Raw genomic sequence first — 25,134 nt, forward strand, 5'->3', positions numbered from 1 at the left:
GGCCAGTCTGGCCAGGTACGGCGCTCAGTCACAGTTCGGACTAACTGTCCGGGGCTTGGGCTGGCGGCGTGGGGTCTTGGGGCTCTTCGCAGCTGCGCCGGTAGTAGGGGTGGTTGGTGTCGATCTGTCTTGCCAGCCGGAGGGGGGTGGGCTCGGTTTGCCGGCCGTCCCAGCTGACGCCCTGGTTGATGAGCACGACGCCCGCCTTTCCGATGAGGTCAGCATCGGCGTTCTCTGCGGTGGGGATCGTGGTGAGGCGCACGGCTGTGTGTGCGTAGCCGTTCTTCCCCTGCCGGTTGGCGGCTTCCGGAGCGAAGCGTGAGAAGTCGGAGCCGAATCGGCCGGGAGGTCCGGCGGCCCAGGGGCGGGGCACGGTGGTGAGGAGGAAGTCGGGTACGTAGCCTGCGCCGTCGTCGGACACCAGCTGGTATGGGCTTTCGGTGGTTTTGGTCCGGCACCATTGGTCATTCTTGTTCCGGACATAGGCGCCGGTTGGTCGTCCGATGCGTTCGAGGTCGGTGATGGTGCGGACGACGGCGAGTGGCCGTTGGGCTGGGGGGAAGCCGTGACCGGGCAGCCAGGAGGCGGGGCGGGGCAGGTCTGCGGGGGGCTGTTGTCCGAGGTTCTCGTCCCGCAGGCCGGCCCAGATGTATTCGGTGGTGTCGCCGTCGACGTAGATGACCATGGGGCCGGGCAGGGGGAGTTGAGTGCGCGCGGCGATGAGCGCGGCTTCGGTGATCTGCGCTCCGGCCGACGCCTGGTGGCTCTCGTCGCCGATGGTGGAGAAGCCCGAGACATCGAATCCGAGGTGGGCTGACTGGACGGCGAGTCGCGTGCGTCGGTAAGGCTCCCACTGTGAGGTGACCGCCGAGTAGGCCCACACGGTCCACGGCTCGTTCGGGCCTGCGACGGGCCGGATGGCCGCGAGCGTGATCGTCACAGGCGCGGGTTTGGTGTTTCGCCGACCGTACTGACGGGGCTGGGCGTGCCGCCGGATGTGGATGCCGATGTGCCACCAGGGGTGCAACGGCAGTTTGCCGAACGCGGCGCCGAGGCGGTGGTCGACGATTCCAAGGCCACGGGCCATGTCACGGAGCGCGTACTCCGTCGAGCTGGTCAGCCCGCCCTCCCGCGTTTCGGTCGCCTTCTTGATGAAGTACGGCGAACAGGGATCGCCGTTCTTCTTGAGCGTGGGCACGGGCGGCGGGGCTTGCTTGATGTACTGCGAGCTGATGCCGAGCCGGGCCAGTGCTTGTTTGGAGGGCCACTTGCCGTCCTCGGCCTCTGCCTTCTGCTTCTCCTGGGGCGTGGGGTACTTGCGGTTGGGGTCCCATTCCGTCTCGCAGAGGGCGGTGATGACCTGCTCTTCCCTTTGGAAAGGGGCGAGGAGTTCGGCGAGCTGTTGTTGCCGGTGCTCTGCGGTGGCCGGGCCGTGTGCGAGGGCGCCTGCCTTGTCCTGCAGGAAGAGCACGTCGACGCGGCCGGGGATGACGTCATGCTTCACGGTTCCGTCGAAGGCGACGAAGGTGTCGCCCAGGTGCCACTGGCGTGCGATCTCGCGCTGGACCCGTGAGCGGACTTCGTCGGTGTGGTAGAGCACCACCAGGAGCAGATGGCCGATGCCGGCGGCGTCCATGGCGGAGGGCAGGTGCTGGGGAAGGATCGGGCCGCTGGTGCGCACCCCGGTATTGGTCGTGGGGACCGACAGGCCCGGCACTTCGATGTACAGGGGGGAGGACTCCCGATAGGGCTCGCAGTGCTCCTCGATGTGCGCCTCGATCCGGCGGAACATCTCCATACCGTGTCCGCGGCCCAGGCCGGGTGTGATGACGCTTTCAGGAGCCACGGCGCGCACCGCGCCCAGATCGGCCGTGGCCGCGATGAGGTTCTCCTCCAGGGCCTCGGGGAAAGGCGGCACCCGGTGAGTCAGGCGTGGCAATCCGGCCAGTCGCCGGCTGGCGGCCACGGCGGGCACGTTGAGTCGGCGTTTCCAGGGCGGTCCGTCGGTGTGGGCGGCGACGGCGAGGGGCTGATCGGGGTTGGAGAGCAGGACCGTGGCGACCTTGTACCAGCGGTCGGCCAGCAAGGTGGTGACGGCGTTGACGGTGACGGCATGACGCGTGGAGTGCCCGGAAGCAGCGGTACCGATCTTGATGCGGGGAAGGAGCCGGCGCACCCGCCCCTCCGTGTCCGGGGCGCTGGGCAGTTCGTGGCCGGTGGCGGCGAGGGTGCCATCGGTGCACAGCACGAAACGGGCCGGTTTCTCCCCGCCGAGTTGCCAGTTGATGGCGGCCAGGTCCTCGGCCAGGCGCCAGCGGGCCAGTTCTCCCGGCCACCATTGCAGGGAACGCCGTCCGGCCACGGAGCGGGGCAGGTCGGGATAGGGCAGGGCCGGAGTGGCGGCGATCGCATCGGCCATCCGCTGGATGGCTGAGTGTCCTGGCTCGCTGGGGAGGACGGCCTCGCCCCAGTAGAGGAAGACGTCTCTGCGGTCCTCGCTGGACATCTCGGTGCCGGTGAGCAGCTGTGCCCGTCCGTCGCTGACGTCCCAGCGTGCCCATGTTCCCAGTACGGCGCGCAAGATGGCTTCCAGTGAGCGGTAGGGAGGCTGGACGTCCTGCTTCTTGTCACCCACCCGCTCCTTGTAGGCACGGCACAGGTCGTGCCACAGTTCGAGGGCGACCGGGCCGGGTCGGTAGGCGAAGACGCTGCCCAGGACTTTCGGATGGGTGCGGTACTGCAACAGACCGGCGCGCTTGCGGTGTTCGTCGCCGGCGGGACACACGGTCATGCGGCCGCTCCGAAGTGGTCGGGGTACCCCTTGCGCAGCCCGGTGAGCAGGTGGGGGGCTTGGGCGTATTGCAGGAACTCCTCGGCGGTGTAGCCGTACGTGCGGCCGGTGCCGGCGAGTTCCCGAGGGCTGTAGCTCTCGTAGAGTTCGCGCACCAGGGTGGGCAGGTCGGTGCCCCAGGTGGTGTCATGAAAGGCGCCGTCGATGAGGTGGAGTTCGACGTGGGTCTGTCCACGCCGACCGCGTCCGGCGAGCTGGATGCACTGTCCCAGGACCGTCGCGATCAGCTCGCAGCGCAGGTCCTCGGGGAGCGCCGTGAAGCGCTTGGGGGCGGCGAGGATGGCCCACAGGCGTGTGCGGGCCGTTGTGCGGATGGCGGCCAGGCGGGCAGCGGGGGTGCTGTGGGGGCGCGGCGTGGAGCGCCAGGCGCGGGCGGCGACGCTGGCGGACAGGGCGGCGGGTTCGTCGACCGGCATCACCGGGCGGATGGCAAGACCAATCAGGGTGATAGCCGATTCGCGTTTGCCTGAGGGCGCGGTGGTGAGGATGTTCAGGCCTCGTTCGGTGCGTGGCAGCGGGGAGATGAGCACATCACCGCCCCGGTCGGCGAGCCGGGAGAACTGGTCGCGGGTGACCAGGGTGACGGCGTCGGGTACCGATGGCAGGTCGGGGTCGTGTTTGTCCGGGGTGGCCACGAAGATTTTCAGCTTCCGGCCGAGCGTGAGAGCGGCCTCGTACAGGGCGGCGGCGAAGATGCGCGCCTGGCGGTAGGAGTTGACGGCGATCAGTGCGCGGGCCCGGTGGGCGGTTGCGGCGTCGCTCGCCAGGCGTTGGAGATCCTTCACGAGGGCCGGTGCGTATCCGCGCGCGAGCGCGGATACGTGGAGGTCGCGCTCGTGGTAGGGCGTGCTGCCCACGGCCAGCGGGAGGTTGTCGACGGCGGGGGTGCTGCGGAAGATGCTCAGCCCGCCGCGCTGGGCGTCGGGCATGGCCCATTGCGGTTCGGCCAGCAGATGGGTGCGCGCGGCGCCCGGCAGGTATCCCGTGGCCGACATCCCCAGCACCACCCGGCGGTGGCCGGCCAGCGCCAGGGACACGATGTCGCCCAGATAGGCGGTCTCGGTGTGGGGATCGCCGCGTAGGACTTCCATGAGCAGGCGTGGCTTGGCGGTGGGGTCGTCTAGTCCCTCGAACCGGAAGCCGCTGATCTGCTGTCCCAGCGGTCCGAAGGGCACGATGTTTCCGGTGTCGCGGTGGCCGACGGTGTCGGCGAGGGTAGAGGCGCCGTCGATGGCGTGCCCGGCGAGTTCTCCCGCTCGGTCGGCGAGATCGAACACGGTGTGGTTCAGCGCGCTCAGCCATGCCTTCATCATCACCGCGTGGAACACGCCGCCTGCCACAGCCGTGGCGGGGAGGTCTGGTTGCGCCTCTTCGTCGCTGTGGCCATCGTCGTCATCTGCTGGCGAGGGATGGCAGGTTTCCGGTTGCGGATGTGCGCGGTGCTGGGCGAGCTGTTTGACGGCGTTCTCAACGACCGTCCTTAGCTCTTCCTTGATCGAGTCGAGTTCCCACTGACCGCTTTCGTCGAGGCTGAGCATTCGTTCCAGCAGGTCGGGGATGGGGCGAAGCCGTCGGGGCAGGACGGCAGGTGCTACGCGGTCTTCCGGCCGGGCGGCGACCGGCGGCAGGAGCGCCTGCAACTGGTCCATCTGTTCCGCACTGGCGCTGGCGTCGCCGGGGACGCCGATCAGGTTGTCCAGCAGTTCCCGGTCCCAGCGGTGGAGCTGGTACCAGCGCCGTCGGTCCTGCAGGATCTGCCGCATCCGGCGGGGGTCCTGGCCGGCGGCCAACGCCCGGGCCTGGTGCGTCTCGGTGCAGATTTCGCCGCTGCTGACGAGGTCGAGCAGCTGCTCGGCGAGCCACACGGCTCTGGTGAGTGATCCGCGCGAGTCCACGCGCAGGCGTGCGGGGGCGCGGTGCAGGTTGTCGCGGACCTTGCGCAGGGCGGTGTTGGGTTCGCTGACCGATGCCAGTACCAGGCTCTGTGAGGTATCGAAGCCTTTGGACTGGTAGGCGTCGACCTCGTCGATGATCACCAGGTGTGTGCGGCGCAAGAGCAGCTCCCGCACGCTCATCTGCCGGCGCAGTTCGCCGTCGACCAGGACTGGGATCTTGACCATGCCGCGCTGGAAACAGGCATGCGTGGTGATGATGATCTGGGCGGAGCATGCGGCGCGGATGTGCGAGAACTTGTCGCACCGGTTCACGTACGGGCACAGTGCCGCCCCTTGTGGCCTGGTGGGGTCGGTGTGGTGCAGGGTCGTGCATGGTTCCTGGCCGTCGGCGAACCCGTCGCGCCCGTCCAGATGGGCTCGGGCCGCGCAGCCATAGCCGGCTTCGGACAGCCGTTCGCTGAGCTCGGTCGGCATCTGCGACAGGGGTGTGTGCTCGTCCACTGCCTTGTGCGCGGTCTGCAGCGTGAACTCGTGCCGACTGCCTGGTGCGATCAGCGGGGTCACGGACACCTTGAGCTGCAGTGCTGCCAGCTCCCGGCGCAGCGTGGCCACCTCGCCGAAGACATCGGCATTGTCGCTCACCAGCAGAGCGACGGTGTGGCCGTCGCGGGCCAGCTGCTTGGCCTGGGCGCGGGCGAAGACGTTCTTGCCCACCCCGGTCGGTGCGCTCAGATGACGCATCAGCCCCGGGTCCATCAAGACCGCGGAGTGCGGCGGTTCTTTGCCCGACCCCATCGTGCCGCTCAGCAGGAGGCCGACCTGGTGTTCGCGGAAGGCAGGGCCTTTCATGGCGTTGTCCGCCGCGCGGGTGAGCCATCCCAGCAGGTTCGGGTCGATGGGGATCGGCCCGGTGGCGTCCACAGTGGTCACGATGGGAGGCGCGTAGTCCACTTTGCCCGTCTCGAAGGCGAGCTGGACCGGCCCTCGGGGGCTGGCGGCCACCCAGGTGCCGCCAGTGGCCACCTCGATGCGTCCTTTGCGCTGTTCGGGCACCAGCAGCCGGTCGGCCGACTCCAGTGGGTGCTGCCCGTGGCGCGGGTAGACCTCCACCATGCGCCCGCCCGCGCGGGCGCCGGGCGCGTAGCGTTGCACGACGGGGTCTTCCCACTGCTGGTCGAACCCCTTGCGTACCCGCCGCTGCAGCGAGGCCAGGTCGGCCTCACCGCGCGAGCGCTGGGCGACGAGCCGGCCGATGCGCTGCTGCTCTTCATAGGCCAGGCCGTCCCACTCCGGCCAGATGCGCGCTGCCTGCCCGGACAGCAGGACGTGGGCATCCTCGATGCGCACTACCGTCCGGCCCTCGGCGTCCTTCGCCGGGAAGTAGTGCTCGGCCAGGGCGAGCGCTGCGCCCAGAACGCGGCTCATGCTGCGCTCACCTCGCCGATCAGGGACACGTCCGTCATCACCCGGGCGCCGTGCGGGCCCAGGGCGCGAGCGAGGAGCCCGGTGTATCCGCCCAGGTGCTCGGGGATGACCACGATCAGCCCGGCGCAGCCCTCGGGGTCCTCCCGCATCCGTTCGGCGATTCCCTGCGGATCCGCCCAGGTCTTGACATCGACACGCCAGGTGATGCCGTTTTTCGTGATGTGCAGGTCGTAGCTGTCGCCGTACGGCCACAGGCGCACGTGCGCGCGGGCCTTCTCGGCGCGCTCTTTCAACTCGATTTCCAGCAGGCCCGGCAGGACGATCCACTGCCACAGTCCGTAGGACAGCGCGACGTGTCCTTCCACCGGCTGCAGCTTGGGCATCGCGCGGATCTCTCCGCCTGCGGGGGCGAGCCGCCACTGTCCGTCCTGCAGCGACATCCTGAACCGGGCACCACGCTCCACATGCCGGCTGTCCTCGCACCGCAGATCAGCAGCGTGGCGCCCCCGGGGAACGGCGCGCAGGGTCCACTGGCAGAACGGGCACGAGGCCCACCATCCGGCGAACTGTCGCATCGGCGAAATGGCCGTGTACACCCCGAGGTCGACCAGGTGCGCATGTCGGGCGAGGGCGCGCCGCGCCATCACGGGCCTGGTGACCAGGGTTTTGCGGCCCTCGGTGTAGGCGGCGAAGCCGGCCTGCTGGAGCGCCCGGAACACCGCATGCTGCACTGCCTCGGCTGTGATGCGCGAGAGCCGGGCGCCCGTCGGCAGCTTGCCCAGGGCCCGCAGCACGCTGTGCAGGTGGCGCAGGTCCGCGCCCATCCCGGGCACCTCCTGGGCCTGCTCCGAGGCCTCCATCGCCAACCGGGTCAAGACCGGTGTGGCCGTGCCGTCGTCCTCGAGCAGACGCACGTCCCACAGCTTCGACCATGAGCCCGGCCCGGGCAGCAGCTCGCCGACCGGGGCCTTGCACAGTCGCTCCAGGAAGTCGGAGAAGGATGCGCCCTTGCCGTGTACGCCCCACGCACGTGTAAAACGCCCGTGACACTCCATCAGCAGTCGAGCCCGTGCGCGTGCCTCCCCTTCCGGCGTGCACCACGTTATGGCCGCGATGACACACGCCTCCAAGGCGATGCGTTGGCCCGGATCCAGCTCATCGACCTCGGCAGGCACGACATCGGCGGTAACAAGCACAGAAGGAGGTCCTCGTCCTCAAAGGGGCCGTCAGACTGGCCACATCTCTCCCATTATGGAGAAGAAGATCACTATTAGGCGGTTTCGCCACGTTCAGTGCAGGCGAGGACGTCCACGGCCGACCGGTCGGGGAAGCCAGCACTCCCGTCGGCAGAAGGGCAACCGTATGCGGCCGATCATGTCCTTGCCTGCCCGGCGCTGTAGCGGGCTGTCGCGTGAGTCGATTCCTCGGCTGCCCGTGTCTGGAACGGATGCCCTCGTCGCGGCACCAGCAGGTGCCGACTCGTCTCTCCTGTCTCCCTCAATCAAGGGGCCCGGCGTGGGTGTGCCGGTGAACGTCGGCGAAGCCGAGACGCTCAGGGTGCCCAGGGCACTGGTGTAGGCGATGAGGCTGGCGCTGGCTGCCTGGGCGGCGTCGACGACGGACCGGTCTGGGCGCCACGGTCCTTGTCGTAGGAGTCGCCGGAGATGAGGTCGTCGAAGGTTTCGGGATAGTCGTGGTCGAGCGGCGGCGACCTTCACGAGGCGGGTAGCCGGGTCGTCGGCCATCTGCAGGGTGGGGGCGACGGTGGTGATCTGGTTGGCCGGGGTGGTCTTCAGCAGGTCGGGGATGACGAGATGGCCGAGCCGTCCGGATGTTGCGGTGACTTCTCTGAACTACGCGGGGACCAAGCCAGGGACGTGCGCCGACCCCGCCGGGCAGCGGTCCAAGGAGGCAGACCACGCTCAGGTTGATCATGCTCGTCGGCGCGGTTGATCCGGGCGCCGGGCTTTTCGGTGTCGGCCTCGGCTGCCCGTACGGGGCCGCTGAGGGGCTTGTCGGTGAGGGCGACGGCGCGGGCCAGGGTCCAGTCGATGCCGGACGTGGCGCGGACGGCCTGGTCGAGGGCGGTGTGGTCCGCGAAGCCCGCCGATGTTCGACAGCTTGAAGCGGACCTCGCGGAGCGACTCGCCCCCAGGCAAGGTTGACAGTGTGTGGATCACGGCAGGGATGAGGTCGGGTGAGCTGATGGCGGGGCGGCTGAGGGCTCGGCAACGCGGGCTGCGCTGCCGGGCCACGGAGGCTCGTGGGCTTTCCCGCTCGACTACCGTCGGGGCACGGCTGTGCGTCCGGGCGCCGCACCCCGCGCGGTGTCCTATTGGGCCGGTAGGGCAGCACCTGCCCAGCCGTTACCTCAGGCGGCGTCGTACTCGGGGAAGAGCTGCTCGACGCGGTCACGCTTGGTGTACATGTCCCAGTACTGGTCGGCCAGCGCGTCCGGGTCGACGAGCGGGCCCGTGCCGGAGCCGGTCTTGGCCAGGCTCCTCGCGGCGAGTTCGCCCATCTCGCTCCGGGCGATGAACGCGGCGATGGACAGGGTGCCGGCGTAGATGCCGGCGTCGGCCAGCTCGCCGTTGAGCGAGAAGAGCCAGTTGCGGGCGGCTGCCATGAGCGGGCCGACGCCGCTGGCGAAGGGGCGCGGGGAGCCGGCCGTGGCGCCGGTGGTCATCAGGAAGGCGCCATCGCCGCGCTCGTTCCACTCCGGCAGCACGGCCTGGGCCACCTCGACCGGGGTGAGCAGGAGCAGCGGGCTGTCCTTGCGCAGGGTGGCCGCGTCCAGCTTCGCGGCGGGAGCGAAGGCCTGCTCGCCGCTGATCGGACCGTACTCGACCACGTCGATGCGACCGAAGTGGTCACGGATGGCCTGGACCGTGGCGCCGGCCTGCTCGGGCTTGGACAGGTCGGCGGTGAAACCGGCCGCGTCGATGCCTTCGGCCTTCAGCTCCTCGACGAGGGCGTCGAGACGCTCCTTGCCACGGGCGACGAGCGCCACACGGAAACCCTCGCGGGCAAAGCGGCGCGCGACGGAGGCGCCGAGGCCCTTGCCGGCGCCGAAAATGGCGATCACCTTGGACATGGGATGTTCTCCCCTTCACTGTTCGGATTGCGGCGCGGTGGTGGGGTGGGGTGGAACAGGGTCCGGTTCATGTCGGACCGCCCGAGGGCGTCAGCCACGGGTGTTCCAGACCAGGGGCGCCCTGCGGATCCAGGTGTCGTCCTCGATCGTCTGGACGAGGAACTGGGCGAGGTCGGCGCGGTTGATCCGTGCGCCGGGCTTTTCGGTGCCGGCCTCGGCTGCCCGTACGGGGCCACTGAGGGGCTTGTCGGTGAGGGCGACGGCGCGGGCCAGGGTCCAGTCGATGCCGGACGAGGCGCGGACGACCTGGTCGAGGCCGGTGTGGTCCGCGAAGCCCGCCTTGATGTTCGACAGGTTGATGAACGCCTTGACCAGCGGGTTGAGCCGGGTCCAGTCGTCGCCGGCGCCCTGTGTGGACGTCAGCACGATGCGGGGTATGCCCTGTTCGCGCATGACGGTGAGCGTGTTGCGGGCGGCGTCGGTCATGAACGTCGGCGGGCTGACCGGCTTGGCCCACGGGTTGTCGGAGGCGCGGGCGTTGGCCAGCGCGCTGATCACCCCCTGGGTGCCTTCGGCGGCCCGGCGTATGTCGTCGATGTCCGCGGGCGTGCCCTGGATCAGCTCGACGCCGGCCGGTGCCTGCACCGTGTCGGGGTTGCGGACCAGGGCGCGGACGCGGTGGCCGCGCCGGACCGCGTGCTCCAGGACGTGGACGCCGGTGCGGCCGCTGCCGCCGAGGACCAGGAGGTTGCTCATGGTGATCAAACGCCTTTCGGGCAGTTCAGGGGTGGATCAGGCGGCCTGTCGGCCGGTCAGGGCAGAGCCCAGGCGGCGGGCCTCGTCGTGCGCCTTGGTCATGGACGCCTCGTGCACCGGCAGCAGCGGGGCCATCATCGGCACGTACGGGGCCATGGTCAGTTCGGGCAGGACCGTCGTCAGGTCGAGGCCGAGGTTGGCCGGGTGGCCCAGGACGGTTTCCAGCGTCGGCACCAGGTGGTCCATGCCGTGCTTGGGGGCGCCGGGGCCGTAGCCGCCGCCGCGTGCGGAGATCACCGTGGCGGGGCGGCCGAGGGTGGGAGGGGGTCCGTCGAAGCTCAGGGTGCGCCCGGCGACCATGATCTGGTCCAGCCATGCCTTGAACACGGACGGCATCGTGAGGTTGTACATCGGCACGGTGAACAGGTAGGCGTCGGCGCCGAGGAACTCCTCGATCAGCTCGTCCTGGACCTCCAGGGCCTTCGCCTGCTCGGGGGTGTGCTCGGCGGGGTCGGTGGTGCGGGCGGTGATGCCCGCCGCGCTGAGGTGCGGGGCGGGGGAGACGGCCAGGTCGCGGTGGACGACCGCGCCCTTCCACTCCTCACGGAAGGACCGGGCGACCTGACGGGAGACGGATGCCTCGTCGAGCGAGGAGGCGTCGATGTGCAGCAGGTAGGACATGGAGAACTCAGCCTTTCGAAACGATCAAGGGTGGGTCGGGGGGCGGATCGTGGGGTGAACGGTGGAGGTCAGCTGCGGGCCGGTACGGCGCAGCCGTCGGGGCCGCAGACCGCAGCGTCGCCGCCGGTCGTCAGGGTGAGCGGGTGGGATGCGTCCCAGGCCGTGCGCAGCACGTCGAGAAGACCGTCGCTGTCCTGCGCGCCGGGGATGGCGTACCTGCCGTCGACGACGATGAAGGGCGCGCCGGCGGCGCCCAGGCGCTGGGCGCGGGCGGCATCAGCAGCTACGAAGCCTGCGGTTCGTCAGCGTTGGGATCAGCGCTTCCAGCCGACCCGAGCAAGGTCCAGTCGTGCTTACGCGAGAACTCTCGGAACTCCTCCGAATCCAATTCCATCGCCTTACCCTTGGCTTGAAGCTCAACCATATCTTCGATGAAGTGCTCGAAACCTCCGGGAACCGAGATTTGCAGAAGACGCGGCACGGTCTCCCCTACCGTCTTAACCGCATGGGGAATCCCTGCAGGCAGGAACATAAAACTACCCGGGCCGACCTCATGCTGCTCGTCGTCAAAGGTCACCCGTAGCGTGCCTTCCAGCAGGAAGAAGAGTTCGTCAGCGGTGTCGTGGATGTGGAGTGGGAGGTCGTGGTTCACCGAGACCTCAAGGACTGAGTACTGGCCGTCGGTATGGGCGGCGCCCGCTTTGAGCAAGTAGATCGGTGCGATGTTGACGCGAGTTTCCAGACCCTCGCCTGGTCCAAGTTTGATGAATCGAGCCTTCTGCGAGGATCGATCGGAATTGGTCTGCTCTGCATTCATCTTTGGAACTCCTTTTCTCGTGATTCGATCACTTGCGCAACGCCGGTGGGGCGGTCAGGGCGGAGCAGTAAGAAGTGGGGGGTGACCGGTGGAGGTCAGCTGTGGGCCCGTACGGCGCAGCCGTCGGGGCCGCAGACCGCAGCGTCGCCGTCAGTGCCGAGGGTGAGCGGGTGGGACTCGTCCCAGGCCGTGCGCAGCACGTGGAGAAGGCCGTCGCTGTCCTGGGCCCCGGGGATGCCGTACGTGCCGTCGACGACGATGAAGGGCGCGCCGGTGGCGCCCAGGCGCTGGGCGCGGGCGGCATCGTCGCGGACGTGGCGCTGGTAGCGGTGCTCGGTGAGCGCCCGGCGGGTACCCTCGCGGTCCAGGCCGATCTCCTGGCCCAGGTCGAGCAGGGCGTCCATGCTGAAGACGGGGCGGGCCTGGCCGAAGTAGGCGCGGAAGATCGCGTCCCAGGCTTCGCGGTTCTTGCCCTCGGCGGAGGCGTGGGCGAGGAACTCGTGCGCCAGGTCGGTGTTGCCGACCAGGTTGTCCAGCACCTTGTAGGGGGTGAGTCCCTCGGCCTCGGCCAGGGCCTCGATCCGGCGCGTGGACGCCTCGGCCTGGGAGCCGCCGATGCCGTGCCGGCGCAGCAGCGCGTCACGGACGCTGAACGTCTCATCCACGGGGAACGAGCTGCTCAGCGGGAACGAGTGGTGGACGACCTCCACCTCGTCGCCGTGCTCGAACCGCTCCACAGCCCGGTCCAGACGGTGGCTGCCCAGTCCGCACCAGGGGCAGGTGACCTCGGCCCAGACCTCGATCTTCATGACGCGCCTCCCATGCCTGCGCTTTGATTCTTACGTTTTGTTCGTAGCGCCATGATGGGCCAGTATGGAAGTCGATACAAAAGGCACATCGGTGTTCGTGCCGGAGAGGAATGTGCGTCATGGAGGTCACCGGCAGTTCGGGCGGCGCGGCGGCGGTGGGGCCGTGTGCCCGCATCCCCGCCGAGCACATGGAGTTCATCCGGCAGGTCCTCGACCGCGTCGGCGACAAGTGGAGCCTGCTGCTCATCGCGGTGGTGGAGGCCGGCCCGCTGCGCTACACCGACCTGCTGCGCCAGGTCCCCGGAATCTCCCAGCGGATGCTCACCCTCACGCTCCGCCAGCTCCAGGAGGACGGTCTGATCACCCGCACCGCGTACGCGGAGGTTCCACCGCGCGTCGAGTACGCGCTCACCCCGTTGGGGCGCGGCCTCCACGAGATCGTGACATCCCTGATCGGCTGGGCCGCCGACCACCACGACGAGATCCGCGAGCACCGGGCCCGCGCTGCGGCACCAGCAGCCCGGTCCTGACCGCAGGATCAGCGATCGACTGTCGGCGTCGGGTGCAGCGCGGATGCCCGACGCATCGTCTAGATAGATCACGTCGGGCCAACATTGACACACTGTGTCATCTGATGCATGTTGGGCCACATGCCGAGAGCGAGCGGACCGTCGGCCAGGTCCTCTTCACCGGGGTCGACAGCGGCTTCGGTCCGGGCCGGATGCACGTACCGATGGCGAACACCGCACTGTCCGGCCTCGGCAACCATGACGCCGACGCGCCCGGCGCACCGGGAGCCGCCCCCGACAGTCGGGCGCCTCGCTGGGCAGACCCTGCTGAACACCCTCGTCACCACGGCGGTGGCCGGTCCCATGGCCATTCGAGGCGTCTCGCCGGGCAACCAGGCCAACGGCGCCGTCACCGTCGCCACGGTCCAGCTGGGGACCGGTGTGGAGCAGACGGCCGCCGTTCGTCCGCATGTCGGCTGACTCGTCAGAGGGCTGGCACGAGTCGACCACGGCCGAGCCGGCATTCACGCACTAGGGAACGAGAGCGAGCAGTGTTCAAAGAAATCATGGGTCTCCCCCTGCACCCGCTTGCGGTGCACGCGGCGGTAGTGCTCATCCCGTTGCTGGCGCTGGGCGCTGCTGGATACGCCATGCTGCCCCGGTTCCGCCCCCAGTTGGGCTGGGTGGTGTGGGTGCTCGCGGTGGTGACTCCTCTCATGGCGATCGTCGCCCGGGAGTCCGGTGAAAGCCTGCAGGAGGTGGTCACCGAGAAGCACTACCCGAGCAGCGTGCTTCACAAGGTGGCGCAACACGCGGACTACGCCGACACGTTGCAGCTTCTCAGTCTGGGACTCGGTATAACGACCATTCTGTTGTTGCTGCAGGTTCGATCGAAGCGCGGAGCCCGTATGCCACGCTGGGCGCCTGCGGCGCTCGTGGTCGTCGTGGTGGGCCTCTCCGGCCTCAATCTCGTCTACTCGTACCTGGCCGGCGACTCGGGCGCCAAGCTGGTCTGGACCGGCGTGCTCTGACGCGCCGTCGGGCTTCGGTGGCGGTCAGGCAGTTCGCCGCCGTCCACGCAGGACGGGGTGGCGGTGGACGGCCTGACCAGAAACGCCGGAGTGGTTCGAACCGCTGCCCGGGGCCTGCGAATGGGGGCCCGGGCCGAGGGCGTGACGGGCGGCTGATCGTCGCGACCAGCTCCACACCGGTCTGGCCTTCGACGGCATTCAGCGTCCGTGGGAGCGTCGAGGCGGCTGCTCCGCCGCCCGCCAGTGCCCCGGTCGTCCCGTCCGACCTCGCTCCGCGGTGCTGAGAAGCCTCATTGCCGTTCTCACCGAGTTCGCGCCGGGTGCTGACATGCGCGGCCGCTGGGGTACCGGGGGAGACGGGCGGGACGTCGGCGATCACCAGCGTCGGTGCCGAATCCGACGCCTTTGGCGTGCGGCGGCGTGGGTCTGTCGAGGGTGCGGGCGACCCGTGCCTACGTCGGTGCCGCGCGGTCAGTGCAGGTCCCGCCGGAAAGTTCTCGGGGTGGGCGAGCTGGCTGCCGGTTTCCATGCGCTGCCCGGCGCGTCCCATGGACTACTTCTCCTCGGAATACGAACGACGCGCATTGGCCGCTGTTCGGAGGTTCGAGGAACCCCGCCCGACGCCACCACGGCACTCGCGGCCTGCACGCGGCCGCGACGGCGCTTGTGGACCCACACAACGCAGAACAGCGCCACAGCAACGGCGGCAAGCAAGGCGGCGCCGATCAGCCGCGCCGAGTGCAGGACCCTGGTCGCCGCCGTGCCGACGAAGTAGCCGAGGAGCACGTTACCGGTGCCCCAGACCAGCGATGCGTGCCGCGCTGTAGAAGAAGAAGCGGCGGTACGGCATGCCGGACGCTCCGGCGGCGAAGGGCAGGAAGGCCCAGATGACTCCGACGAACCTGCCGGTGAGCACGGCGGTTCCGCCGTGACGCGTCAGGAACGTCTGGGCCATGCCGCTCCAGCTGTCGGATCAGAGCCGGCGCGCCAGCCAAGTGCCCGGATGCCGTTCGCAACGTCGGCCCAGCGCGTAACCGAGGCCAGGGGCCGCCGACCTGACGGTCGGCGGCCCCTCAAGCATGTCTCATACTCCCCACCCTCCCCACACCGTCCGAAACCGGAACAAGTGAAGAGAAGCAGCTCTGGCCGATTTTCAGAGTCTCATCACCGTTCGGAGCCGTGAGGCCGAGGCACGGCAGCACACACTCCTCAGGGCACTCCCCCACCGCTGCCGCTGTATGCGGGCCGAAGATGGGCCTTGGGTCATGCCGAAGGGGCGGGTGCGTAGACCACACCGGTCAGCTCCTCGGACAGCACCCACAGGCGGCGTGCGGTGTCAGGGTCCTCCGCCGCAGGGTCGGGGCGGACGACCGTGGGATGTCCGCGCAACTCCTTCCATCCGTCGGGGCCGAAGAACTGCCCGCCCTCGACGTCCGGTGCCGTCGCGGCGTGCAGTTGGGGGAGCGTGCCGATCTCGACGTCCTGGGCGAACAGCCGGTTGACGAGGGCGCCTCCCACCCGGAACAGGCCGGTCGGGCCAGTTTGCTGGAGGTTGGTGGCTGTGATCCCGGGGTGTGCGAGCAGGCTGCGTACCGGGCTGTCGGCCGCGCGGAGCCTGCGGTCGAGTTCCAGACCGAAAAGGACGTTGGCGAACTTCGACTGGTCGTAGTACTTCACGCGCTGGTACTTCCGGGCGCCGGAGAGGTCGTCGAAGTGGATCTGCCCGCCGTGATGCCCGATCGAGCTGACGGTCACCACACGCGGGTCACGCCCCTGCCGCAGCAGGTCCATGAGCAGGCCGGTGAGGGCGAAGTGGCCGAGGTGGTTACCGGCGAACTGTGACTCGTGGCCCTGGGGGCTCAGCGTTCGGGGTGGCGTCATGACACCCGCGTTGTTGATCAGGACGTCGACCTGCAGGGCGTCGTCGTGCGCGCGGGCGGCGAACGCCTTGACCGAGTCCAGATCGGCGAGGTCGAGATGGCGCATCTCAAGGCTTGCGTCGGGATCGGCGGCGCGGATGTCGGCGACGGCCCGGCGGCCCTTGGCCTCGTTGCGTACGGCCATGACGACGTGCGCACCGTGCCGCGCCAGGTGGCGAGTGGTGGCCAGGCCGAGGCCGCTGTTGGCTCCGGTGACGACGAAGGTCCGGCCCGTCAGGTCGGGGATGCGGGATGCGGTCCATTTGCTGTCTGACATGAGACCCAGACTGCCGTCCATGACACAGTGAGTCAATAAGGACCTGGAGGGACTCACCTGGCTCGGACTAGCATCGGTGTCGTGGGAGATGCGAAGACGGCCCCGGCGGCCAACATGGCGGAGCGCAAGCGCCTGCTCGTGCGCAGCGAACTGGCGGAGGCCGCGGTCAAGCTACTGGCCGACCAGGGATTCGAAGAGACGACGGTCGACCAGATCGTGGCCGCCGTGGGAATGTCACGCCGTACGTTCTCGCGCTACTTCGATTCCAAGGAAGACGTGATCGTGCACATGCTGGCGGAAGCCGGCGTGAAGTTGTGCGCGGAGCTGAACGCCCGGCCCGCCGACGAGCCGCCCGCGGTGGCGTTGCGTCGTGCCCTGTCGGTGTTCACCTCGATGAGCGTCGGCAATCCGGCCAAGATGCTGCGCGTGAGCAGGCTGATCCTCGACACCCCGGCCCTTCTGGCCCGCTTCCTGGAGCGGCAGTCCCAGTGGCAGGCCGAGATGACCGGCATCCTCGCCCTGCGCGCCGGACTGGACCCGGACGTCGACCTGCGTCCTGCCGTCGCTGCCGGTGTCGCCCTGACGGCCTTCCAAGCCGCCCTGCGCCGCTGGGTGGACAGCGACGGCAGCGAAGGCCTAGACGAGGTCGTCGATCAGGCTCTTGCCCTGGTTGGACCGGTGATCGAACTCGGAGTCGATGCGGGCTGACCGACTCCGAACTGCATATCGGCCCGTCACAGGGCGACTGGTCAACGCGGAGAAAAGCCCGGCTGTGGGCTGGATCCTGTGCGTCCTGCCAGGTTGGAGAACGTGGGCATGCCGAGGTCGATGGTGCGCTGACGAGTCTTCTCCGCGTCGAGCTGGGCGAGCTTGTCCTGGGCGCCGGCGAGGCTGACCTCGAGTCCTTCGATCTCGCCCAGCCATCCTTCGCGTTCGGCTTCGGTGATCCGGGCGAGAAGGTTGTCGCGGATCTCCGTCAGGCGGGCACGCTGGGCAGGGTCGGGGCGGAGCAAGGAGCAGCGGATGCAGGCGTGCTCGTGGATGCAGGGAGTTCCGAATGCGCGTCCGCAGATGCCGATCGAGAGCTTCCGCTTCTCGAAGTGCCCGAGGAACTGGTCCCACTCTTCGGTGGTGGGCGTCCGGTATTCCTCCGCCGGCCGCAGGGCCCGACGGCGGGCGATGAAGGCTCGATGGGCTTCGATCGCATCGTGGGGGTAGATCGCGTTGTAGCCCATCGTGGTGTTGATGTCCTTGTGGCCGCAGATGATCTGGGCGATGTGCGGGGGCATGCCGTTGGCGATGGCGTCGGTGACGAAGATCCGGCGAAAGTCGTGCGGCTGGAAGCACAGGGGCTTGCCGTTCTCGTCGATCAAGCCGGTAGCGAGCAAGGCTTCGTTGAGGGCCTTGCGGATGCTGGCCGGTGAGACGGGCCAGCGGCGGCCTGCGGATTCCCATTGGAATAGCAACGGCAGGGGTGGGTTCCAGAGCCTCTCCCGGTCATCGAACGATGCGACCAGGGGAATTGCTCCGGTGCGGTCACGAACGCGCCAGACAATCGTGCTCAGGACGTCGGCGAGTTCGGGGCTGACGAGCAGTGCTCGCTCCTCGTCGGTCTTCGAGGGCGCGATCTGCAGCAGCGGGACGATCTCTCCGGTGCTGGGGAGTTGGTATTGCGTGATGCTGTGATGGCTGATTTCGAGCATTTCCTCGATGCGGACGCCGGTGTGGCGGAGGAACTCCACTGCGGCCCAGGCCCAGAAGGCTCGGTGCTCGTCTTGGGTGAGGTTTCGGCGGCGTCCTTGCTGGTCCCAGGCTGATCGGGTGAACCGCGTGATCCGTGCGGCCGACGACTTCGGCTTGATGAACGTCTCGCCGAGGACGGTGAACTCCTCACCTGGTTCGGCCTGTTGCAGGGCTTCCAGCCGTGCTCGTGCATCGTGGAGGCGCTTGGTGACGAAGTCGACCAAGGTGGGCAGCACTGGAAGCCGCTCGCGCGTCCGTCTCCGGGATCGTGACTGTCGCTGCTTTTCGTGCTTGGCCGTCCGGGTCTCGTCCGCGCTGATGGGGCAGCGGACGGCCCAGGGGCCCCAGCGGGCGGGATCCTCCGCGGCCCATTGTGCGAGGTCGAGGTAGAACGCGCGGATGAGCATCAGGACCGAGATGTAGGAGATCCTCGGCTTGGTGCTCTCAATGACGCTGCCGTCGGGTTGTTTTCTGTGCTTGGTGATGGTGCGGAAGCGCTCCTTCCAGGCGGTGGCGACGTCAGCTGGCAGGTCGATGGAGTCGATCCCCGGGTGGTGGCGTTCCAGGTCGGCCCAGAAGTTGTGGGCCAGCGCCCGGGAGAGGTTTTGCAAAGTGCTGTAGTCGACGCTGGGCTGTCGTTCCTTGAGGTAGTCGACGATCAGGTTGCGGACGGGACGGCTACGCAGTCGGAAGCGGTCCACGAGTTGCTCGACGGTCAGCTGGCCCGGTCGGAGGTTGCGCAGACGCAGGCTCACCGGTGCGTCCTCGGGAAAGATCCCCAGTTGGCGAAGCCAGCTGTAGAAGTGGGTGTGGACAGAGCCTTTGTGACGGACGTCGTGCTCGATCAGCCGGAGTTCGAGGCAGTCGCCGACCGTGATGTCGTCGATGCCGCCGCCCTTGGCGATCATGATGCGGATGATCTGGCTCTGCGCAGTCGCGGCATTGGTCGAAGCCCAGACCTCTTCGCCCAGGAGACCGGCGAGCTTGGCGAAGCCCTCGGGATCGCGGTGGTCGGCGACCGCGGTGCGCAGGTGCAGCGACGGCCGCATCGCGACGAGCCACGGGAGTTCCGGGCGGATGATGTCGTACGCGAACAGAATGAGCTTGCCCGAAGCCAGCTCAGACCGCTTGGCGCTGGAAACCGGACGGCCCTGACGGTCCGTCCAAGCGGTGCCGGTGGACATCCACTCGGCCGGATCCAGACTCGGGGCCGGACTGGCCTGCCAGCGTTCCTGCCAGGTGGAGCCGGGGAAGTTTTCCAGCCAGGTCAAGATGGCGACCGCTCCGCGCCGCCGAGTCGACCACTTATGGCTGCCGTCCTGGCCTCGGCGAGGCAGCGGCATGCGGTCGATGATCTCCTCGCGGGACCAGGTCGTCGCTGGCCAGCAGGCAGCTGGTTTCCGCGGCGGGAACTGCTGCAACAGCGCAGCCTGGGCTTCCCCGGTCATGTCGGTGATGGCCACCGGGTCCGGGCGTGTGGTGTGCGCGGTGGCCGTCGTCATGAACGGCCTCCGAACAGGACGCTCAGGGACTCGGGGTTGTAGCCCGGTGCTGGCGGCGGAGGAGTCGGCTTCTGCTGACGGCGCTCGAAGTGGGCAAGGACGCTGCGGACGACTTCTTCCTGGCTCGGGTTGAGATACCGCTGAGTGGTGCTCAGGCTCTGGTGGCCAAGGACCCATTGCACATTGACGAGGGGCATCTGCGGGTCCTGAGCCATGCGGTAGGACGCGGTGTGCCGAAGATCGTGAAGCGTCCAGTTCGAGCCCAAGAGCTCGTTCGCGCGAAAGAACATCGCCCGCGCGGCGTGATACTCCAGCGGCCGCCAGGGACGTCGCAGAGTCCACCACAGCGGCTCCCGCCGGCCGCGAGGAAGCCCTCGCCGCCATGCCTCCTCCTGGTAGAGGCGGAGCCAGACGAAGGCGTCGACAGAGACGGGAAGCTGCTGGTAGTCGCGGCTGCCCTTGCGGACGACTCCGATGAGCTGTTCGCCCGGCAGCGGGTCGGCCTGCCTCGTGGTCAGCAGTTCGTCGGCGCGGGCCCCGGTGGAAACCCAGAACGCCAGCAGGGCTCGATCGCGGTGATACTTCAGTCCCGCGAAGAGCTGGTCGAACATCTCATCCGGCACCCGTCGCGGGATGCGGTCGGGGACTTTCGGCCGGTAGCGGCCCCGTCGCTCACCCCGGAACGGCTCCCGAGGATTGTGATGGGCATGGCCCCGACGCCCATGGTGTGACCGATCCAAGGGGAAGGGATTGATGATCGGGCCCGTGCCCTCATCCAGGTGGAAGTCGTAGAAGCCCCGCAGCACCGTCTCCGCATGCGCCCGGGTGGTGGGCGCATACTTCGTTCCCGGTGACGGCTTGCCGGTGATGGGATTCGGCGTACCGGGTTCTGGCCTCGTCGCCGACGGAGGGCTGGGGGTCGTGATCCCACGTTGCTTGAGTCGCCAATGAACGCGAACCGGCTTGTCGGCGATCTGCATCCAGCGGGCGAAGTCCCGCGCTTCCACCCTGGTCGCGCGGTCCCATTGCACATCCAGGGCCCACAGGAACCGCCACCACCGCAGCAAGTCCAAGGCGTACGACCGGATCGTCGTCATCGGCAGTCCCCGAGCCTGCAGGTCTGCGAAGTACACGGCGGTCGCCTCGATGCGCTCGCCCTCCGGGCCGAGCAGCCGGTACGGCTCCCACGGATCTCCCGTTTCAACTAACCGACCAATCTCAGGCAGCACAAAAGCCGCCAAGTCCCTCTCAGGGAGTGCTGGTTCAGGCATAGCCTGGGAAGCTAGCAGGACCCCACCTGACCTGCCACTTTTTCCTCACTAGTTCAGTCAACTCACCGAAGTGGTTATGGGGGTGGATGTTCTTGCGGTTGAACGGGTCTGGCTTGCCCCTGGGATGGTGTCATCGCCACCGGACGGGTCAACCGTCGTGGGACGCGAACCACTTCTGGGCGCGGGCCACGTCGTGGAGGTAGGGGGTGTCGGACTGCAGAGCTGATCGTTCGGTTTCTTTGGCGGCGGCGAGGACCCAGCCCATGGGGTAGTCGAACGGGGCATCAAGAATGGATGCAGCGGTGTCGGGTTGGCTGGTGAGGAAGGCGACGTGTGTGAGGTCGTGCGGGCCGTAGGCTTTCAGGCCTTCCAGGAGGGCCGGTGAGGGGGTTGCTTTCATCCGGTCGGACAAGGCACGCAGGGCGGGCCAGGCGGCGCTGCCGTAGCGAGCCATGTCTGTCAGTGTCGATTCGTCCAGAACGGACAGCGCCCGACGGTCGTGGGCGTAATGGGTGAGGAGGTTGACGGTGGCCAGGCTGCGGTCGGCCGCGGTGGCCAGTATCCTTTCCGGCAGACTTCGGCCGAGGGGTGAAGCCCCCAGGCGGCTGGAGCTCATGCGCAGTGCGGACAGCCTCTCGTCAGGCAGCTTGCTGATCGCGTCGTCCACATGCTCGAGATGTTCGAAGACGACATCCTGATCGGCGGTGTTGAGCAGCGCCAGCACCCAGACGGCACGCGACAGCGGGTCCGCGTAGGTGGTGAACGTGTCCGTCCACCAAGGGCCGTTCGCGCGGTTGTGGCGTACTTCCTGCAGCAGGCGTCCGTAGTCCGGTCGGGAGCCGAAGCACTCCGAGCCACGGGTGAGGTCACCGCCGGTCAGAAACCTATGGGGATCGGTGGCAGCGCCGATGACGGCGATCTCGGCGGCCAGCCAGCACGGCCCGAACAACTCGCTGACGGCACGGGCAGTGTTCCCCCAGATCGAGGTCGTGGCGGCTTGCCCCCGGGTGGCCTTCGACGCCTGCTGCAGGAGGCCCAGACGTGCATCCCTTTCGCGCAGGCGCCGGAACACCACCGGCCGGCTGTGGGTGGGGTTCCGGGGTCCGCCCCTATCGGCCATGTCTTCCTGCGGGGTTGAGCCTTTGCCCACGAAGTATTCGGGCCGCAGCACGCGCAGCAGATCGCCTGCGTATCCGGGGACGGGGTTCGTGATGTCGCTGGCGTGGCCGTCGAGGACTGCTTGGAGCATTTTCTGTTCTGTCGGGGAGCCGGCTTCCGGGACGGCGCCAGCAGCGAGGGCCGCCACCACCGTGTCCGTGCCCGCCAGGGCGAGATGGTTCAGCACCGCGGCGCTGGTGCGGTGCAGGCTCTGGCTGGCTGAGGCGATGTCCAGCCAGGTGCGCTCGCTGTTGGTGCTGGCCGCGGCGAGCATGCGTGTCTGCCACCATGCGTCGAAGGCCGCGGGGTCGTCCAGGTGCCATGCGAGCCGGATACGTTCAGCGGTTGCCCGGGAGGCGGGTTCCTTGGCTACAAGCGCTCTCAGTTCGGCTGCCAGGTGGTGTCCGCCGCGGTCGCCGGCGACATCGGGCAGCTCTCCGGTGCGGGTCAGACCGTGGTGGATGAGGCGGACACTCAGGTCGTCGAGGAAGAGTTCGGCCGCCCGGTTCTGGGAGCGCATCCGGCCGATGAATACGCCATCGGCCATCAAGCTCCAGGCAGCAGTGCGGACCTGGCTGGGATGCAGGCGGGCGTCGCGTTCCTCTTCCAGCACCTCGACCATGCCGCCGAGTTCGTTGGGGCTGGCGAATCCCGCGTAAAAGCGCAGGGTGTTGAGCCAGTATCCGCGCCTGACCATGTTGCGCAGGACAACTCCGGTGTCAAAACCGCGCTGGTCGGCGCCAGCGTACTCGTAGAGGTAGCGGGCTGCGAAGTATTCTCGCAGCGGCTGCACGTCGAACTCGAAGGTTCCCTGCATCTTGCTGGTCAGGGCCCAGACCCGGTCGGTGACGGCAGTGAACAAGTCGCTGAACATCGACTCGTCCTTTTGCACATCGAAGAGGTAGATCATGATGGCCTTCTGCAGCTCCCGGGTGGGCATCTGGCCGTTGCCGCTTTCGGCCTCGGCGCGTGCCTGCAGATGCCATCCCAGATACGAGGTCACCTCCTCCAGGTCGGCGCGGTGCTCGTGCACAGTCGGTGTCTTTTCCGCCTCCCGGTCCAAGAAGGTCTCCATGTAGGAGGTGTAGAGCGCGGTCCGGCTGTTGGGCACCGAGTTGGCGCGTCGCTGCATGAGGTACAGCAGGATCGTCAGCTGCATGGGGTTGTCGGCGAGCTGGGCGATATGCGGCTCTGCGGAGCGGTGTTTGAACGTGCGCTCCAAGTCGGCAAGGTCCGAGCCCGATATGCCCCGGGCACGTGCCCATTTACTCAGGTAGGTGCTGCGCAGCTCGGGGCTGAGGCGTCTCAGGGCGATGGTTTCAAACAGCGCGGCGGACGGTTCAGCCAGCTCGGCTGCGTTGGGCCGGGTGGTGACGATCACCTGGGCGCTGAGTGCAGTGCGCAGCCGTGCGGTGAAGGTATCGATCTCGTCGACGACACGTTTGCGCGTACTGCTGCGGGCTACTTCGTCGAGTCCGTCGAGGACCAGCAGGACGGGCAGCCTGGCCAGGAGATCGTGCACGACGGCGGTGTCGGCGGGCATGCCCCCGCTACGGGCCATGAGGAAGACGGCGAGGAAGTGCTCGAGTTGTCCGTCCGCGCGCAGACGTTTCCTGGCGGTTCCCTCGTCATCACCGAAGGGATCCTGTCCTGCCAGCCAGGCCGCGTAGTCGCGCAGGTCGATACGCAAGGAGATACGCGGATTGGCCATGAGGTCATGCGTGGCCTGGCTGACGGTGCCGTCGGCCTCGTTCAGATAGACGGCACGGTGGCGCTGGCATACGTACTGGCTCAGAGTGGACTTACCCTGGCCAGGTTCCCCGCGGACCAGGGTGAAGGGGCGGCGGGCGCGCAGCAGGTACTGGGCGGCACCAGCCAATTCGTCGGGGTCCTGCCCGAACTCCAGTTGTTCGGGCAGCCCGCGCAAATTTTGCGGGTTGGACACTCGGAGGGCTTCGACGTCGATGAACAGGTCGTCCAGGTTGTGTGTGGTCAGTTCAACCTGCTTGAACTTGACCTTGGCGTCTTCCTCCCACTGGGCGGCGATCACTTTCATCACCAGCGTCCGCAGTGCGTGGTCGTGGGCTGCGGCTTCGGCGCCGTGGATGAAGTACCGCACCAGGTCATGGCCGGCCAGCATGTCGGAGTAGGCCCACTTCAGCTCCGTGGGAGCGGCGTCCACACGCGCGTCGATGTCGGAGCGCCACCACACCCGCATGGGGATACTGAAGTCATGGGAGTGCCGGGCCAGTTCGGCGTCCAGACGGTCCATTGTTCCCCGGCCCGGAACGGCTGTGCCCGCCACCGACGTCATCAGGATGTACGTGGTCGCGCCGTCGGCCACCAGTCGGCGGATATTGTCCGCTTCCTCGGCCACAGCGCTGCTCAGCCAGGCCACCGGATTCTGCAGGGGTTTGCTGGTCCACTTCACCTGGTAGACGACCATCCCGTCACCAGCCTCAGTGCGGGTCATGTCCCGTCCGCCGTCGGAGTGCCCCACCGGATAGCAGCGGGTGTCGGGGTAGACGTGCGTGAGCAGTGCAGCGCACAGTCGCTGGAACGTCTTCTCCGTCAGCCGCTCGTAAAGGTAATTGCCCTGACCCGCATTGGCATCGGCCACGCTGCTCCCCCACCCAAGTACCCATAAAATGTACGGATGTTCCAGCCTAGAGGCTGCCTGTGACAACAGTTCACGGACTCAGAGCGCGCCCGCTGGGCTCCCGTGCTTCCCCTTGGCTGCCCGCTTCGCACACGGCTGGGGCAGCTGTCCCGGCGGCTGCGGGACAGCTGCTCGGGCGTGCCAGAGGGTCGGTTTCGGGCATACGGTGGGACTTGCCAGCCGATGGATCGGCGATGCTTATCGGACCGGCGCGGAGCTTCGGGCAGGTCCACCCCAACGTCTGCTTCATCAGCCGGAATGTGTGCTCCAGGTCGAACCTCTGCAAGAACGTCTGCCAGCACACGTCGACGTCCTCGCTGCTCAGGCCGGTGGCGGACGACTACAGCCAGAGCGGCGACAGGTTGTTGCCGCCGGGCAGCGGATCGACCTCCTGGCGGATCAACGTCCTTCGGTCATGGGCATTTCGCCGCTCCGGTCGATCGATGCGGAGCGGGTGGTCGGGTGGATGCGGTCCCAGGCCATCGCACGAACGGTCCCGTACCCGTTGGTGACCTGCATCGTCGCCCCGTCCGGATCGCCCCATGTCGCCGGCCGTGCGAAGCGGAACTCCTTGCCGTACTTGGGCGGGCGCCCGCCCTGCGGCGGGGAGATCGATAGCACCGGGACCCGCTTGCACGTCACCCGGTCGGAGCGCATCCGCCCGAGGACCTTCGCCGGTAGCCCGTTCAGGAGGTAGGCCATGCGCGGGGCGTCGTATCCGGCATCGAGGTATGCGA

18 protein-coding genes and 1 pseudogene are annotated in these 25,134 nt (G+C 68.1%); 4 read left to right on the top strand and 15 right to left on the bottom strand.

Annotated features, from left to right (window positions below):
• Window positions 1-40: 40 nt before the first annotated feature.
• The 9 genes from ACFV2X_RS41640 to ACFV2X_RS41680 form a co-directional block, all read right to left on the bottom strand.
• Window positions 41-2,791: an RNaseH domain-containing protein gene (locus ACFV2X_RS41640; RefSeq protein WP_385626518.1), complete on the bottom strand. Its 2,751-nt coding sequence runs from the start codon at window positions 2,789-2,791 to the stop codon at window positions 41-43.
• Complete coding sequence (locus ACFV2X_RS41645; protein WP_385626519.1) at window positions 2,788-6,171, bottom strand: hypothetical protein; 3,384 nt, start codon at window positions 6,169-6,171, stop codon at window positions 2,788-2,790. Before ACFV2X_RS41645 ends, ACFV2X_RS41640 begins: the two co-directional genes overlap by 4 nt.
• Window positions 6,168-7,346, bottom strand: a complete 1,179-nt coding sequence (locus ACFV2X_RS41650) for a hypothetical protein (RefSeq protein WP_385626520.1) — start codon at window positions 7,344-7,346, stop codon at window positions 6,168-6,170. The genes ACFV2X_RS41645 and ACFV2X_RS41650 overlap by 4 nt, the downstream gene beginning before the upstream one ends.
• Before the next feature lie 617 nt (window positions 7,347-7,963).
• Complete coding sequence (locus ACFV2X_RS41655; RefSeq protein WP_385626560.1) at window positions 7,964-8,326, bottom strand: NAD(P)H-binding protein; 363 nt, start codon at window positions 8,324-8,326, stop codon at window positions 7,964-7,966.
• 216 nt (window positions 8,327-8,542) lie between these two features.
• Window positions 8,543-9,265 (bottom strand): SDR family NAD(P)-dependent oxidoreductase, encoded by a 723-nt coding sequence (locus ACFV2X_RS41660; RefSeq protein WP_385626521.1) that lies wholly within the window; start codon window positions 9,263-9,265, stop codon window positions 8,543-8,545.
• 90 nt (window positions 9,266-9,355) lie between these two features.
• Window positions 9,356-10,021, bottom strand: a complete 666-nt coding sequence (locus ACFV2X_RS41665) for an NAD(P)-dependent oxidoreductase (RefSeq protein WP_385626522.1) — start codon at window positions 10,019-10,021, stop codon at window positions 9,356-9,358.
• Window positions 10,022-10,057: 36 nt separating this feature from the next.
• Window positions 10,058-10,702: an FMN-dependent NADH-azoreductase gene (locus ACFV2X_RS41670; RefSeq protein ID WP_385626523.1), complete on the bottom strand. Its 645-nt coding sequence runs from the start codon at window positions 10,700-10,702 to the stop codon at window positions 10,058-10,060.
• 283 nt (window positions 10,703-10,985) lie between these two features.
• A complete protein-coding gene (locus ACFV2X_RS41675; RefSeq protein ID WP_385626524.1) occupies window positions 10,986-11,519 on the bottom strand; it encodes a cupin domain-containing protein in 534 nt (177 codons plus the stop codon).
• A 95-nt stretch (window positions 11,520-11,614) separates the two neighbouring features.
• A complete protein-coding gene (locus ACFV2X_RS41680) occupies window positions 11,615-12,328 on the bottom strand; it encodes a DsbA family protein (RefSeq protein WP_385626525.1) in 714 nt (237 codons plus the stop codon).
• Window positions 12,329-12,447: 119 nt separating this feature from the next.
• Between ACFV2X_RS41680 and ACFV2X_RS41685 the strand changes: the two genes are divergently transcribed.
• The 3 genes from ACFV2X_RS41685 to ACFV2X_RS41695 all read left to right on the top strand — a co-directional run bounded on the left by ACFV2X_RS41685 (window position 12,448) and on the right by ACFV2X_RS41695 (window position 13,868).
• Entirely contained in the window at window positions 12,448-12,858 is a 411-nt protein-coding gene (locus ACFV2X_RS41685) for a winged helix-turn-helix transcriptional regulator (protein WP_385626526.1), read from the top strand.
• Window positions 12,859-13,095: 237 nt separating this feature from the next.
• Window positions 13,096-13,317 (top strand): hypothetical protein, encoded by a 222-nt coding sequence (locus ACFV2X_RS41690; RefSeq protein ID WP_385626527.1) that lies wholly within the window; start codon window positions 13,096-13,098, stop codon window positions 13,315-13,317.
• A gap of 71 nt (window positions 13,318-13,388) precedes the next feature.
• On the top strand, window positions 13,389-13,868 hold the full coding sequence (locus ACFV2X_RS41695) for a DUF2231 domain-containing protein (protein ID WP_385626528.1): 480 nt from the start codon (window positions 13,389-13,391) through the stop codon (window positions 13,866-13,868).
• A gap of 787 nt (window positions 13,869-14,655) precedes the next feature.
• Here the strand turns inward: ACFV2X_RS41695 and ACFV2X_RS41700 are convergent.
• A complete protein-coding gene (locus ACFV2X_RS41700; RefSeq protein ID WP_385626529.1) occupies window positions 14,656-14,823 on the bottom strand; it encodes a DedA family protein in 168 nt (55 codons plus the stop codon).
• A 308-nt stretch (window positions 14,824-15,131) separates the two neighbouring features.
• Window positions 15,132-16,064 carry an oxidoreductase gene (locus tag ACFV2X_RS41705; RefSeq protein ID WP_385626530.1) on the bottom strand — a complete coding sequence of 311 codons (933 nt, stop codon included), beginning with the start codon at window positions 16,062-16,064 and terminating at the stop codon, window positions 15,132-15,134.
• A gap of 114 nt (window positions 16,065-16,178) precedes the next feature.
• Here ACFV2X_RS41705 and ACFV2X_RS41710 point away from each other — a divergent pair, with 114 nt between their 5' ends.
• The gene (locus ACFV2X_RS41710; protein ID WP_385626561.1) at window positions 16,179-16,772 is read left to right on the top strand and encodes a TetR family transcriptional regulator; all 594 of its coding nucleotides are present in this window, start codon (window positions 16,179-16,181) and stop codon (window positions 16,770-16,772) included.
• 41 nt (window positions 16,773-16,813) lie between these two features.
• Here ACFV2X_RS41710 and ACFV2X_RS41715 read toward each other — a convergent pair whose 3' ends face one another.
• The 4 genes and pseudogenes from ACFV2X_RS41715 to ACFV2X_RS41730 form a co-directional block, all read right to left on the bottom strand.
• On the bottom strand, window positions 16,814-19,309 hold the full coding sequence (locus ACFV2X_RS41715; RefSeq protein ID WP_385626531.1) for a tyrosine-type recombinase/integrase: 2,496 nt from the start codon (window positions 19,307-19,309) through the stop codon (window positions 16,814-16,816).
• Window positions 19,306-20,538 (bottom strand): tyrosine-type recombinase/integrase, encoded by a 1,233-nt coding sequence (locus ACFV2X_RS41720; RefSeq protein ID WP_385626532.1) that lies wholly within the window; start codon window positions 20,536-20,538, stop codon window positions 19,306-19,308. The genes ACFV2X_RS41715 and ACFV2X_RS41720 overlap by 4 nt, the downstream gene beginning before the upstream one ends.
• A gap of 190 nt (window positions 20,539-20,728) precedes the next feature.
• On the bottom strand, window positions 20,729-24,358 hold the full coding sequence (locus tag ACFV2X_RS41725) for an NACHT domain-containing protein (RefSeq protein WP_385626533.1): 3,630 nt from the start codon (window positions 24,356-24,358) through the stop codon (window positions 20,729-20,731).
• 118 nt (window positions 24,359-24,476) lie between these two features.
• Window positions 24,477-25,123 (bottom strand): annotated as a pseudogene (locus ACFV2X_RS41730) (transposase); the annotation flags it as partial.
• Window positions 25,124-25,134 lie beyond the last annotated feature (11 nt).

The organism is Streptomyces sp. NPDC059679 (assembly GCF_042734105.1).
In the GTDB taxonomy this organism is placed as follows: domain Bacteria; phylum Actinomycetota; class Actinomycetes; order Streptomycetales; family Streptomycetaceae; genus Streptomyces.